Here is a 13182-nt window from a genome sequence, read left to right as displayed (position 1 = left end):
GCGGCGTCATTCGCCCGGCAGGCACAGGGGCCGCTTGCCGCCGTCGCGGATGAAGGCGACGATCTCCATGATCTCGGGCAGGTCGGCGTATCCGGTCTCTACCGCATCCAGGCGATCGGCGAAGACGCCCGTACCCTCGAACAGGTCGCGGAAGGCGGCCAGCAGGCGGCGCACCTGATCCTTGCCGTAGCCCTTCCGCTTCAGCCCGATCAGGTTCAACCCATGTAGCCGCGCGTGATTGCCCCACGCCGAGCCATAAGGAATGACATCGCGCGTGACCGCCGCCAGTCCGCCGACGATGGCGCCCTGCCCCACCCGGCCGTTCTGGTGCACGGCGCACAGGCCGCCGAGGAAGACCTTGGACCCAATGTGGGCGTGACCGCCCAGCGTCGCATTGTTGGCCATGACGACATGGTCGCCGACGACCGCATCGTGGCCGACATGGGCGCCGGTCATGAACAGGCTGTGCGAGCCGATGCGGGTCACGCCCGTGCCCTGCGGCGTGCCCCGGTTGAAGGTGCAGTGCTCACGGATCGAATTGTCCGTCCCGATCTCCAGCGTCACCGGCTCGCCCTTGTAGCCGTTGTGCTGGGGGTCGCCGCCGATGACGGCGAAGGGGTGGATGACGGTGCGGGCGCCGACCATCGTGTCCTGCTGGACCACCACATGGCTGACCAGACGCACGCCTTCGGACAGGACGACGCCCGGGCCGACGGTGCACCATGGGCCGACCTCAACGTCGGCGGCCATCTCCGCCTTCGCATCGACGATGGCGGTGGGGTGGATGCTCACGATGCGGGCTGGTCCACGGTCACGACCATGGCGGCGAAGTCCGCCTCGGCGGCCAGCTTGTCGTCGATGAAGGTCTCGCCGCGGAACTTGAAGATGTCGCCGCGCGCGCGGGTCACGACCACCTTCATCTTCAGCTGATCGCCCGGGCGGGCGGGCTTGCGGAAGCGCACGCCGTCGATCGACATGAACATGATTACCTTGCCATAGACCGCGACGTCCAAGCTCTTGGACATCAGCAGCGCGCCGGTCTGGGCCATGGCTTCAACGATCAGCACACCCGGCATGACCGGATCGATCGGGAAGTGGCCGGGGAAGAAGGGCTCGTTGTGCGTGACGTTCTTGATGCCCGTGATCGAGGTCGAGGCGACATAGTCCTCGGCCTTGTCGACCAGCAGGAAGGGGTATCTGTGCGGCAGGCGCCGCATCACCTCGGCGTAGTCGATCTTGTCCGTCACTTCAGCCATCTGTCCGCGTCTTCTTTCCAGACGCCTGTTTGGACAGCCAGATCGCCTCGCGCAAGGATTGTCGCAGCGGTCTGGCAGGATAGCCGGACCAGGTCTCGCCCGGCGGGATATCCTTCAACACCCCGCCGCCCGCCGCGACGCGCGCGCCCCGGCCGATGGTGATGTGATCGCCGACGCCTGCCTGGCCGCCGAACATGACGCCGTCGCCGACCACGACCGAACCGGCCAGCCCGGTGTGGGCGGCCATCAGGACATTGCGCCCGATGACGCAGTTGTGGCCGATCATGACCAGATTATCGATCTTCGTATTCTCGCCGATGACCGTGTCGTCATAGGCGCCGCGATCGATGCAGGTGTTGGCGCCGACCGTGACGCCGTCCTGCAGGATGACGCGGCCCAGCTGGGGTACGTCGATGACGCCCAGCGACGACCCGGTCGCACCGAAGCCCGCCTCGCCGATCCGCGCGCCGGACAACAGGGTGACACGGTCGCCGACCAGGGCGAAGCCGACGGAGACGTTGGCGCCGATGCGGCAATCGCGGCCGATCTGGACGCCCGGGCCGATGACAGTATTGGCGCCGATGCGGCTGCCGCGCCCGATGCGGACGCCTTGACCCAGCACGGCGCCGGGCTCGATCACGACGCTGTCGTCTTCGATGCAGTCGGCGGCATCGGCGGCCGAATCGAGCGTCAGATGACGATGGAAGAGAAGCGACGCCTGCGCCCAGGCGGCCTGGGGCGTGCGCGAAATCAGGATGGCGGCGCCGTCAGGCGCCGCATCCTCCAGGCCGGGCGACAACACCACCGCGCCGGCCGCGCTGGCGCTCAGCGCGTCACGGAATTTGCGGTCAGCGAAAAAGGCCAGGTCGCCGGCCCCCGCACTGGCGAGGGGGGCGACGGCCGACAGGGTCCGGTCGGCGCCGCGCACGACCTCCCCTCCGATCCGGCTGGCCAGGTCGCCGACGCTGAGCGCCGGCAGGCTGCGGAAAAAACGGGGATCCGGCACGGCGCTCGGGAGACCTTACTGCTGCGTCTGGGCCGGAACCGGCAGGCGGTTGAAGGTCAGGCTCGGCAGGGCGGTGTTCAGGCGCTGGATCACCGTGTCGGTGACGTCCATGGCCGGGTTCATGATGAAAACGCTCTCGCGGTCCAGCATCAGTCCGCAGCCCTTTTCCTGATAGACGGCGACCAGGATCGGCTCGACGGCTTGCGAGATGGCCTGGCGCTGGGTGGCCAGGGTGTAGCGCAGCTCGGCGTCACGGGTCTGTTCCAGCTGCTGGGCTTCCTGCACGCGGGCTTGCAGGGCCTGACCGCGCGTCTGGCGCTCGGCGGCCGGCAGGCTGGCGCCCGCCGCCTGCAGGGCCTGGGCTTCAGCCTGGATCGAGGTCGCGTACGGGGCCAGCTCGCCCTGAACTTCCTGCGTCAGCTGCTGCATGCGAGCCTGGACGGCCGCGCCGGCGGTCGATTGGGCCAGCAGACGCTGGTTGAAATAGACGCAGACGCCCGGGATCACCGGACCCGGGTTGGCCGGGCCGTTGGTCTGGGCCGAAGCGCCGGTCGCTGTGGCGGCCAGGGCGACGATGGCGAGAGCGCCGAGGGTAAGAGCTTTCATGACTTGCCTTTGGTGCGGCCGGACTGGCCGCGGTTAGAACTGGGTCGAGGTCGAGAAGCGGAAGGATTCCGTCTCGTCGTAGTCTTCCTTGGCCAGCACCTTGGAGATGTCGAAGCGGATCGGGCCCATCGGCGACTTCCAGTGGATGCTGATGCCCGCCGAGGCGCGCAGCGACAGGTCGTCGACGATGTTGGGGTCCGTCACGCCGGCGCTGGTGATCGTGTAACGCTCATCCAGAACGCCCAGCGTGCCGACGTCGGCGAACAGGGAGGTCTTGATGCCGTACTCTTCCGGCAAATAGTTCGGCAGCGTCACCTCGACGGTACCAATGGCGTAGAAGTTGCCGCCCAGCGAGTCGTCCGTCAGCAGGTCCCGCGGGCCCATGCCGGCGGTCTCGAAGCCGCGGAAGCTGTTGCCGCCCTTGAAGAAGCGGTCGTTGATGCGGATGGCGTCGCCGTTCCAGCCCGAGACATAGCCGCCCGAGCCCTCGACGCTGACGATCCAGTCGGGCGTGATGCCGTAGTACCAAGCGCCTTCGACCTCGGTCTTCAGATAGTTCACATCACCGCCGACGCCGGCCAGATCCTGGCGCACCGAGGCCGCCCAGCCGCGCGTGGCGCGGACCGGGTCGTTGCGGCGGTCGATGTTCAGCGTGTAGCCGACCGACGAGTTCAGATAGCTGCCGACCTGATCGCACAGCGCACTGGAACCCGCACCAGTGGTGGTGCAGTAACCCGACGGCACGATGATCTCGTCGTCCTTCAGGAAGTAGCGGACGCTGAACAGGGTGTAGCCGTTCAGCGGATAGCTGAGGCGCAGGCCGCCGCCGGTCGAGCGATAGTCGTAGGACGAATATTCGCTGAGGTCGTAGCGGCTATGGAACAGATCCCAGCCCGCGCGCAGGTCGCGTCCCAGGAACTTGGGTTCGGTGAAGCGGAAGTCGATCTGCTGGCGCAGCGCACCCCATTCCGCGCGCGCCACGACGTTCTGGCCCCGGCCGCGGAAGTTGCGCTCCGAGATGCCGACGTTGACGACGAAGCTGTCGACCGACGAGAAACCGGCGCCCACCGACAGCTCCCCGGTCGGCTGTTCCTCGACGGTGACGTTGATGACCGAGCGGTCCGGCGCGTCGCCGCGCGTCTCCTCAATCGTCACGTCCTTGAAGAAGCCCAGGCTGCGCAGGTTGTTGCGCGACCGCTCCATCAGGGCACGGTTGAAGGCGTCGCCTTCTGTCAGCATCATCTCGCGGCGGATGACCGGGTCGATGGTGCGGGTGTTGCCGATGACGTTGATGCGGTCGACATACACGCGCTGCCCTTCCGAGACGTTGAACGTCACGTCGACGGTGTCGGTCTCCGGGTTGGCGCGGTAGGTCGGATTGATCTCGACGAAGGCGTAACCGGCCGAACCGGCCGCGAACGTCAGGGCGTCGACCGCCTGCTCGATCTTGTCGCTTTCATACAGCTGGCCGGAACGGATAGGCAGCAGCTGGCGCAGGAAGTCGCCGTTCAGGCGATCGTTCTCGGTCACCACGGTGACGTCGCCGAAGTTGTAGCGGTCGCCTTCGTCCACGGTCATGGTGATGCCGAAGGCGCTGTCGTTCGGCTTCAGCTCGGCGATCGCCGAAACGATGCGGAAATCGTAATAGCCCCGGTTCGTGTAGAACTTCCGCAGCTGCTCGCGGTCGTAGTCCAGCCGGTTGGGATCGTAGTTGTCGTTGCTGGAGAACAGCCGCCACCAGCGCGACTGCTTCGTCACCATGACTTCGCGCAGGTCGCTGTCGCCGAAGGCCGAATTGCCCAGGAAGGTGATGGCGTCCAGGCCGGTCTCGGGGCCCTCGTCGATCTCGAACACCACGTCGACGCGGTTCTGCTCCAGCTGGACCAGCTTGGGCGTCACGGTCGCTGAGATGCGGCCCTGCAGGCGGTACAGTTCGACGATGGCGCCGACGTCTTCCTGAATCTTGGCGCGGGTGTAGATGCCGCGCGGCTTGATCGTGACCTCTTCGCGCAGCTTGTCCTCGCGGACCGCGCTGTTCCCCTCGAAGACCACCTGGTTGACGATGGGGTTCTCGACGATCTGGACGACCAGATCGCCGTTCTGAACGCCCAGCTGGACGTCCGCGAACAGGCCGGTGCGCGACAGGGTGCGGACGGCGACGTCCAGCGTGATCGGATCGACCGTGTCGCCCGGCTGGATCGGCAGATAGGACAGGACCGTCGTCTCATCGATCCGCTGGGCGCCGCGCACCAGGATGCGGTTGACGGTGACGCGCTCGGGCGGAGCCACAGCCACGGCTGCGGTCGGCTCGGCCGCCGCGGGCTGGGCCGGAGCCGGCTGGGCCGGGGCGGCCGCCGTCTGGGCCAGGGCGGGCGCGCTCAGACCCGCGGCGACGGCCAGGGCCAGCAGGCTGGCGCGGCCGCTGCGGCGGACCAGGGGGCGGTTGAGATATTCGATCATAGAGGAAACCATCGGGGGCTGGCGCTGGCTCATGACACGAGCCCGCCGAGGAATTTGAACAGATTCAGCTTTTGCAGGTCGTTCCAGGTGGCGAACAACATCAATCCCGCCAGCAACGCAAGACCGACCCGGTATCCGGCCTCCTGAACACGCGCGGCCACGGGCCTGCGTGCAACAGCTTCGTACGCGTAGAAGACCAAGTGCCCCCCGTCCAGAATCGGGATCGGAAGCAGGTTTAGAAAGCCGATTCCGATCGAAAGTATGGCGGCCAGCTGCACCAGATTGAGGCCGACGCTGATCGCGGCGTCGCCGACGGAGCCGCCGACGTCGCTGGCCTGTTTGGTGATGCCGCCGGCGGCGGTCGCGATGCCGATGGGGCCGTTCAGCATGTCGCCCGATTCCCGGCCCGTCACGATGCGGCCCAGGTAGCGCAGCGTGGTTCCCAGAACCTCGCCGATCCGGTCCACGCCCTTGGCGGCCGCCTCGATCGGGTTGAGGCGACGGATCGAGATGTCGGACCCGACTAGCGGGCGCAGGTCCAGGCCGATGCGGGCCACCTTCACGCGGCCGGCTACCTGATCCTGGATTTCGACGCGTTGCGGAGTGGCGGTCAGTTCGACCGGGCGACCGCCGCGATCAACCGTGAAGCGGATCGGCTCGCCCGCGCTCAGCATCACCGTGCCGGTCACTTCGCTGCCGTCATGGACCGGGCGGCCGTTGACGGCCGTGATGAGGTCGCGGGACTGGAAGCCCGCCGCGGCGGCGGGAGACCCGGGGGCAACGGCGAAAACGCGCGGTGCCACGATCTGCTCGCCGACGATGCTGAACAGGACGGTGAATAGAACAAAGGCCAGGATGAAGTTGGCGACCGGCCCGGCCACGGTGACCAGCGCCCGCTGCCACACCGGCTTGAAGTGGAAGTAGACGCGCTCTGCACCCGGCCCCTGCTCGGCGATGATGCGGCTGCGCAAGCGGTCCAGCCCCTCACGGTCGGGCACGCTGGAGGCGTCCAGATCGCCGGCGAACTTCACATAGCCGCCCAGCGGCAGCCAGGCGACGCGCCATTCGACGCCATGCCGGTCCGTGCGACTGAAAATGGCCTTGCCGAAACCGATGGCGAAGCGGTCGATCTTCACGCCGCACCAGCGCGCGACCAGGAAGTGGCCCAGCTCATGAATGGTCACGACGGTGGTCAGCACCACCAGGAACGGCAGCACATAGGTCACGATCTGCGACAGGACGCCCAACATGCCGTTCGTGATCTCCACACGCCCCCCGACGGGCGAACCAGCTTGGTAGAGAGCGAAATCTGAGCCCTGATGCGAGAGCATCGGAACCGATTTCGCTCAGGCGGCGGCCGCGAGCGAAGCGACGACGCGATCGGCGATCTTCCGCGCCTCGGCGTCGACCGCAAGGGCCGCGTCGCAGGCGTTGTCGGCGCCGAACCGCACCCCCGCGCCCTCGGCGCGCTGCATGGTTTCCGCGACGACTGCGGCAATATTGAGAAAGCCCAGTTTGCCGTCCAGAAACGCGCGCGCCGCCACCTCATTGGCCGCGTTGAAGACGGCCGGGACCGCGCCGCCCGCGCCCAGCGCCTGACGGGCCAGGGCCAAGGCCGGAAACCGCGTCTCGTCTGGCGCCTCGAAGGTCAGCCGGCCCAGCGTCGCGAGGTCCAGTTTCGGCGCTGGCCACGCCAGCCGGTCCGGCCACGACAGGGCGCAGGCGATGGGCGTGCGCATGTCCGGCGGGCCCATCTGTGCGAGGGTGGAGCCGTCGACCATCTCGACCAGGCTGTGGATGATCGATTCCGGATGGACCACCACGTCGATCTTATCGCCGGGCAGGCCGAACAGATAGGCGGCCTCGATCATCTCCAGGCCCTTGTTGGCCATGGTGGCGCTGTCGACCGAGATCTTGGCGCCCATGCTCCAGTTCGGATGCGCCACCGCCTCGCGCGGGGTCACGGCCGCCATGCGGGCCAGCGTCGCTTGGCGGAACGGGCCGCCCGACGCGGTCAGGATGATCCGGGCCACCCGCTCGGGCGCCTCGGCCGGAAAGACCTGGAAGATGGCGGAGTGCTCGGAATCGACGGGGATCAACCGGCCGCCCGCAGCCTTCACCCGCGCCATCAGGGCGGGGCCGCAGCAAACCAGGCTTTCCTTGTTGGCCAGGGCGAGCACGCCCCCCTGCCCCGCCGCCGCCCAGGCCGAACGCAGACCGGCCGCGCCGACGATGCTGCACATCGTCCAGTCAACCGGACGCCTCGCGGCATCGACCACGGCATCGGCGCCCGCCGCCGCCTCCACGCCCGATCCGGCCAGCGCGTCGCGCAGATCCTCCAGCCGGGATGGATCGGCCGTCACCGCCAGCTTGGCGTTCCAGCGGCGGGCCTGTTGGGCCAGCAGGGCGATGTTCTGGTCGCCGGTGACCACCTCGACCTCGAAGGTCGCGGATCCCGCGGCCTGCGCCTGGTCCATGAGGTCCAGCGTCGACGCGCCGACCGAGCCGGTCGCCCCCAGGATGCTGACGCGGCGGTGCATCAGGCGCGCTCGACCAGAAGGACCAGCAGGCGCCCGACCGCGACGATGACGATGGCGAACATCATGCCGTCGACCCGGTCCAGCAGGCCGCCGTGCCCGGGAATGATGGCGCCCGCGTCCTTGACCCCGAACCGCCGCTTCAGCGCCGATTCCCACAGGTCGCCGGCCATGGTCGCCAACGCCGCCGCCAGGCCCAGCAAGGCGGCCCAGCCGACCGTGAGCGGCTCCATATCCAGCCAGTAAGCACATCCCATCGCCGCCAGCACCCCTGCCGCCAGTCCGCCGATGAAGCCCGACCAGGTCTTGTTGGGCGAGAAGCGTGGCCACAGTTTGGGCCCGCCGATCATGGACCCGACCAGATACGCCATGATGTCCGACGCCCACGCCACGACGAAGACCAGGATCGTCCAGGTCAGCCCCTGAGGCGCGCCCTGGTCGCGCAGCCAGATGATCAGAATGGCGGGCCAGCCGAGGTAAAGCACGCCATAGGCGGCATCGATCCCCTCCTGCCCGCGCCACTTGGCGAAGGCGAAGGCGGCGCCCGCGCCGACGACCAAGATGACCAGACCGATTGACAGCCGGCCCAGCGCTGTCGTGGCCACGGCGGCCAGCAGCGCCAGGCCGACGGTGACGGCGACCACGCGCCACGCGCGCGGCGCGCTCATGGTCGCCCATTCGCTGGCCAGCAGCACGCAGGCGGCCGACATCAACGCCAGGAACCACCAGCCGCCCGCCCATGTCGCCAAGGCGGCGGCCGGCGCCAGAACCAGGGCCGACGCCGCGCGGACGCCGATATCGCGGGCCGGCGCCTTCATGCCCGAGCCATCGCGGGCTCGGCCAGGCGGCCGCCGTAGCGCCGCTGGCGCTGCTGAAATTCGCCGATCGCCTGCGCCAGCGGCTCGGCGCCGTAGTCGGGCCACAGGATGTCCTGGAACACCAGCTCCGCGTAGGCCGCTTCCCACAGCAGGAAGTTCGACAGCCGCCGCTCGCCCGAGGTGCGGATGATCAGATCCAGCTCCGGCGATCCGGCGCTCGCCAGACCCGTGCTGAAAGCGGCCTCGGTCAGGGGCGCCGCATCCCCGGCCAGACGGCGCTGCGCATGGTCCTCGGCGGCGTCCAGGATGTCGGCCCGGCCGCCGTAGTTGAAGGCGACCTGCAGGAGAAACCGGTTGTTCGCGGCCGTATCGGCCTCGGCGCCCTCGATCATGCGCACGATGTCGGCCGGAACGCCCGTGCGGCGGCCCAGCACCTTGACCCGCACACCGGCCTTCTTCAGCCGCGCCAGATCGCTCGTCACATAGGCCCGGACCAGACCCATCAGGTCCGAGACTTCATCAGCCGGGCGGCTCCAGTTCTCGGTCGAGAAGCCGAAGACGGTCAGGCATTCGACGCCCGCGTTGCCCGCCGCCTCGACCGTGCGCTTCAGCGCCTGGACGCCCTCGCGGTGGCCGGCAGCCCGCGGCAGGCCTCGCCGCTGCGCCCAGCGCCCGTTCCCATCCATGATGATGGCCACATGACGCGGCGCGCCGGCCGACGACGATCCGGGCGCGGGAGCACCGGATTTCGCTGCGACGGGCTGTTCCGGCATGGTCAAACGGGTTCCAGGGAAATCAGTGGTCGAGACGCCGCGCCTCAAACCTGCATGATCTCTTGTTCCTTGATCTTCAAGGCTTCATCGATCCGCTTGATGGCCGCATCGGTGTCCTTCTGGACCTCCGTCTCCATCTTCTTCTGCTCGTCCTGGCTGATGTCGGACGCCTTCTCGGCCTTCTTCAGGTCCTCGTTGGCGTCGCGTCGCACGTTGCGGACGGCGATCTTCTGCTGCTCGGAATATTTGCCGGCCAGCTTGGCCAGGTCCTTGCGGCGCTCCTCGGTCAGCGGCGGCACCGGGATGCGCAGGGTCTGGCCGTCGACGATGGGGTTCAGGCCCAGATTGGCGTTGCGGATGGCCTTCTCGACCGCCGTCACCATGCCCTTGTCCCAGACGCTGACCGACAGCATGCGCGGCTCCGGCACGCTGATGGCCGCCACGGCCGTCAGCGGCGAGGCCGAGCCATAGGCCTCGACCCGCACGGGCTCCAGCAGGCCGGCGTTGGCGCGCCCGGTCCGCAGGCCGGAGAACTCCTCCTTCAGCGCGGCGACCGCCTTGTCCATGCGCTCGCGGTAGGTCTTGAGGTCGGGCTTGGCCATGGTCGTTTCTCTCTTCAGTCTCAGGCTTGGCGAGGCGTGTTGGTGATCACGGTATAGGCGCCCTCGCCGCTCATGACACGGCGGAATGCGCCCTCTTCCCGGATCGAGAAGACCACGATCGGAATGTCGCTGTCGCGCATCAGGGCCACGGCCGAGGCGTCCATGACCTTCAGGTCCTTGGCCAGGACTTCCTGGTAGGTCAGCGTCTCGTAGCGGGTGGCCGAAGCGTCCTTCTTGGGATCGGCCGAATAAACGCCGTCCACGCTGGTGCCCTTCAAGAGGGCGTCGCAACCCATCTCCGCGGCCCGCAGCGCGGCCCCCGAGTCGGTCGTGAAGAAGGGGGCGCCCACGCCGGCGGCGAATATGACCACCCGGCCCTTTTCGAGATGACGCAGCGCCCGGCGCCGCACATAGGGCTCGGCCACGGCATTCATGACCAGGGCGCTCTGCACACGCGTCTGCACGCCGATCTTCTCCAGCGCCGCCTGCATCGCCAGGGCGTTCATGACGGTGGCCAGCATGCCCATGTAGTCGGCCTGGGCGCGGTCCATGTCGGCCGCCGCCTTCGACAGCCCGCGGAAGATGTTGCCGCCGCCGATGACCAGACAGATCTCGACGCCCTCGCTGGCGACGCTGGCGATCGCCTTGGCCACCTCGTCCACCGTGCGCATGTCGATGCCGTAGGTCTGGTCGCCCATCAGCACCTCGCCCGAGACCTTCAGCAGGACGCGTTTGTAGCGGAACTCGGAGGGGGCGTCTGACATACGGGACCGGATCGGAACTGCGCCCGCTGAATCGGGCGGCTTCTTATAGACGAAGGGCGCGCCGGCCATCAAAGCCGAACGCGCCCTAACTCTGCAATCTCCTCCCCATCGATGATGGGGAGGTGGCTCGGGCGCCAGGCCGAGACGGAGGGGCGATCACACGCGCGGCGCTTGAACTGCCCCTCCACCGCAAGCGGTCCCCCTCCCCATTGCATGGGGAGGAAAGCCGAGCTGCTTACTGGCCGCCCATCATGGAGGCGACTTCCGAAGCGAAGTCCGGGCCTTCGACCTTCTCGACGCCTTCGCCCAGGGCCAGGCGCACGAAGCCGGCGATGTGCAGGTTCGGGTTGCCCACGGCCTTGCCTTCTTCGGCGACCAGCTGCTCGATGGTCAGGTCCGGGTTCATGACGAACGGCTGCTTGGTCAGCACCACGTCCTTCTGGAACTTGGCGATCTGGCCCGAGACGATCTTGTCGATCATGTTTTCCGGACGGCCCTCTTCCTTGGCCTTCTCGGTCAGGACGGCACGCTCCTTCTCGACCGCGGCCGGGTCCAGATCGTCCGTGTTCAGCGACAGCGGCGCGGTCGCGGCCACGTGCATGGCGATCTTGCGGCCCAGTTCACGCAGCTTGGTCTTGTCGCCGGCGCCGTGCAGGGCGACCAGCACGCCGATGCGGCCGACGCCCGGCGACACCGCGTTGTGGACGTAGGTGGCGACCACGCCTTCGTCGACCGACAGGCGGGCGGCGCGGCGCAGCTGCATGTTCTCACCGATGGTCGCGATCATGTTGGTGATCTCGTCCTGGATGGTGTTGCCGTTTTCCAGCGTGGCGCCGTGCAGGGCCTCCAGCGTGTCGTGCTCCAGGCCGCGCGCCGCGAAGGCGTTGGCGGCGTTCTGGAACAGTTCGTTGCGGGCGACGAAGTCGGTCTCGGCGTTGAACTCGACGGCGGCGCCGACTTCACCGGCTCCGACTTCCTTCGAGGCGACGGCGACCAGGCCCTCGGCCGCGACGCGGTCTGCCTTCTTGGCGGCCTTGGACAGGCCCTTGGCGCGCAGCCAGTCGATGGCGGCGTTGATGTCGCCGTCGGTCTCTTGCAGGGCCTTCTTGCAGTCCATCATGCCGACGCCCGACTTGGCGCGCAGTTCCATGACGAGGGCGGCTGTGATCTCGGCCATTGTTTTAGCTCCTGACTTGGGAAGTCTTTGATGTGTCGTATGCGGTAACGGCCGGGCTCTGGTGAGCCCGGCCGCGTATTGTCACCGTCGGAAAAAGCCGGGTGCGGCTTAGACCGCGGCCTTCTCGGTTTCGACGGCGTCGTTGGCGTCTGAAGTCGCCTGCTGGGCGGCTTCATCGGCGACGGCCGGTTCGGCAGCCGGTTCCGGGGCCGCCGGCTCGGCGGCGGCTTCCAGTTCGGCGGCGACGCCTTCCGTGCCGGCCGGGGCGGCTTCGGCTTCAGCCGGGGCGGCGGCTTCGCGCAGCATCGGCTCGTCCGGGTTCACCGCGGCGCCCAGGTCGACGCCCGAGTTCGACGCGCCGGCGGCCAGGCCGTCCAGAACGGCGTCGGCGACCAGATCGCAATAGGTCTGGATGGCGCGCGCGGCGTCATCGTTGCCCGGGACCGGATAGGTGATGCCGTCCGGGTCCGAGTTGGTGTCCAGGATGGCGACGACCGGGATGTTCAGCTTGCGGGCTTCTTGAATCGCGATCGCTTCCTTGTTGGTGTCGATCACGAACATGATGTCGGGGATGCCCCCCATGTCCTTGATGCCGCCCAGCGAGGCTTCCAGCTTGTCGCGTTCGCGCTGCAGGCTCAGCAGCTCACGCTTCACGCGGCCTTCGCCACCCGACTCCAGAACCGTGTCCAGCTCACGCAGGCGGGCGATAGAGCCCGACACGGTGCGCCAGTTGGTCAGGGTGCCGCCGAGCCAGCGGTTGTTCATGTAGTACTGGGCGCAGCGCTTGGCGGCTTCGGCCACCGGGTCTTGCGCCTGGCGCTTGGTGCCGACGAACAGGACGCGACCGCCCTTGGCCGCGACGTTGCGCACTTCGACCAGCGCTTGGTGCAGCAGCGGCATCGTCTGCGACAGGTCGATGATGTGGATGTTCGAGCGAGCGCCGAAGATGTAGCGCTCCATCTTCGGGTTCCACCGGTGCGTCTGGTGGCCGAAGTGCGCGCCGGCTTCGAGCAGCGAACGCATGGAGAAGTCAGGCAGAGCCATCTGTAGTCAGTCCTTTATCCGATGATCCACCGCAGACGAAAAAGGCTCTGAAAGGACCCTCGGAACGGAGCAGGCCAGGATGTCTCCCCGACCGCGCCACGCCTGCGTGCGTGATTGCGGGGCGGCAGATAGGCGAAAC

General features: G+C 67.9%; 13 protein-coding genes. All 13 read right to left on the bottom strand.

The window, feature by feature from the left end:
* Positions 1–6: 6 nt before the first annotated feature.
* Complete coding sequence (gene lpxA, locus ASG17_RS08065) at positions 7–792, bottom strand: acyl-ACP--UDP-N-acetylglucosamine O-acyltransferase (protein ID WP_056101556.1); 786 nt, start codon at positions 790–792, stop codon at positions 7–9.
* Positions 789–1256, bottom strand: coding sequence for a 3-hydroxyacyl-ACP dehydratase FabZ (gene fabZ, locus ASG17_RS08060; RefSeq protein ID WP_056101554.1), 468 nt, complete (start codon positions 1254–1256; stop codon positions 789–791). Before fabZ ends, lpxA begins: the two co-directional genes overlap by 4 nt.
* The gene (gene lpxD / locus ASG17_RS08055; RefSeq protein WP_056101550.1) at positions 1249–2262 is read right to left on the bottom strand and encodes a UDP-3-O-(3-hydroxymyristoyl)glucosamine N-acyltransferase; all 1014 of its coding nucleotides are present in this window, start codon (positions 2260–2262) and stop codon (positions 1249–1251) included. The genes fabZ and lpxD overlap by 8 nt, the downstream gene beginning before the upstream one ends.
* 15 nt (positions 2263–2277) lie before the next feature.
* Positions 2278–2868: an OmpH family outer membrane protein gene (locus tag ASG17_RS08050; protein ID WP_056101547.1), complete on the bottom strand. Its 591-nt coding sequence runs from the start codon at positions 2866–2868 to the stop codon at positions 2278–2280.
* A gap of 33 nt (positions 2869–2901) precedes the next feature.
* Positions 2902–5328 (bottom strand): outer membrane protein assembly factor BamA, encoded by a 2427-nt coding sequence (gene bamA, locus ASG17_RS08045; protein ID WP_056101545.1) that lies wholly within the window; start codon positions 5326–5328, stop codon positions 2902–2904.
* 29 nt (positions 5329–5357) lie between these two features.
* Positions 5358–6596 (bottom strand): RIP metalloprotease, encoded by a 1239-nt coding sequence (locus tag ASG17_RS08040; protein WP_235560383.1) that lies wholly within the window; start codon positions 6594–6596, stop codon positions 5358–5360.
* Positions 6597–6674: 78 nt separating this feature from the next.
* Entirely contained in the window at positions 6675–7868 is a 1194-nt protein-coding gene (dxr, locus tag ASG17_RS08035; RefSeq protein ID WP_235560382.1) for a 1-deoxy-D-xylulose-5-phosphate reductoisomerase, read from the bottom strand.
* On the bottom strand, positions 7868–8683 hold the full coding sequence (locus ASG17_RS08030; RefSeq protein WP_056101542.1) for a phosphatidate cytidylyltransferase: 816 nt from the start codon (positions 8681–8683) through the stop codon (positions 7868–7870). The genes dxr and ASG17_RS08030 overlap by 1 nt, the downstream gene beginning before the upstream one ends.
* Positions 8680–9456 (bottom strand): polyprenyl diphosphate synthase, encoded by a 777-nt coding sequence (gene uppS, locus ASG17_RS08025; protein ID WP_056101539.1) that lies wholly within the window; start codon positions 9454–9456, stop codon positions 8680–8682. The genes ASG17_RS08030 and uppS overlap by 4 nt, the downstream gene beginning before the upstream one ends.
* A 44-nt stretch (positions 9457–9500) precedes the next feature.
* Complete coding sequence (gene frr / locus ASG17_RS08020; protein WP_056101537.1) at positions 9501–10058, bottom strand: ribosome recycling factor; 558 nt, start codon at positions 10056–10058, stop codon at positions 9501–9503.
* Positions 10059–10078: 20 nt separating this feature from the next.
* Positions 10079–10822, bottom strand: a complete 744-nt coding sequence (gene pyrH / locus ASG17_RS08015; RefSeq protein WP_056103282.1) for a UMP kinase — start codon at positions 10820–10822, stop codon at positions 10079–10081.
* 235 nt (positions 10823–11057) lie between these two features.
* On the bottom strand, positions 11058–11999 hold the full coding sequence (gene tsf / locus ASG17_RS08010) for a translation elongation factor Ts (protein WP_056101534.1): 942 nt from the start codon (positions 11997–11999) through the stop codon (positions 11058–11060).
* Positions 12000–12107: 108 nt separating this feature from the next.
* A complete protein-coding gene (gene rpsB / locus ASG17_RS08005) occupies positions 12108–13043 on the bottom strand; it encodes a 30S ribosomal protein S2 (RefSeq protein ID WP_056101531.1) in 936 nt (311 codons plus the stop codon).
* Positions 13044–13182: the final 139 nt, after the last annotated feature.

The organism is Brevundimonas sp. Leaf363 (genome assembly GCF_001424025.1).
In the GTDB taxonomy this organism is placed as follows: domain Bacteria; phylum Pseudomonadota; class Alphaproteobacteria; order Caulobacterales; family Caulobacteraceae; genus Brevundimonas.
Note: the sequence above shows the minus strand (reverse complement) of the source record. Positions and strands in the feature narration are given on the sequence as shown.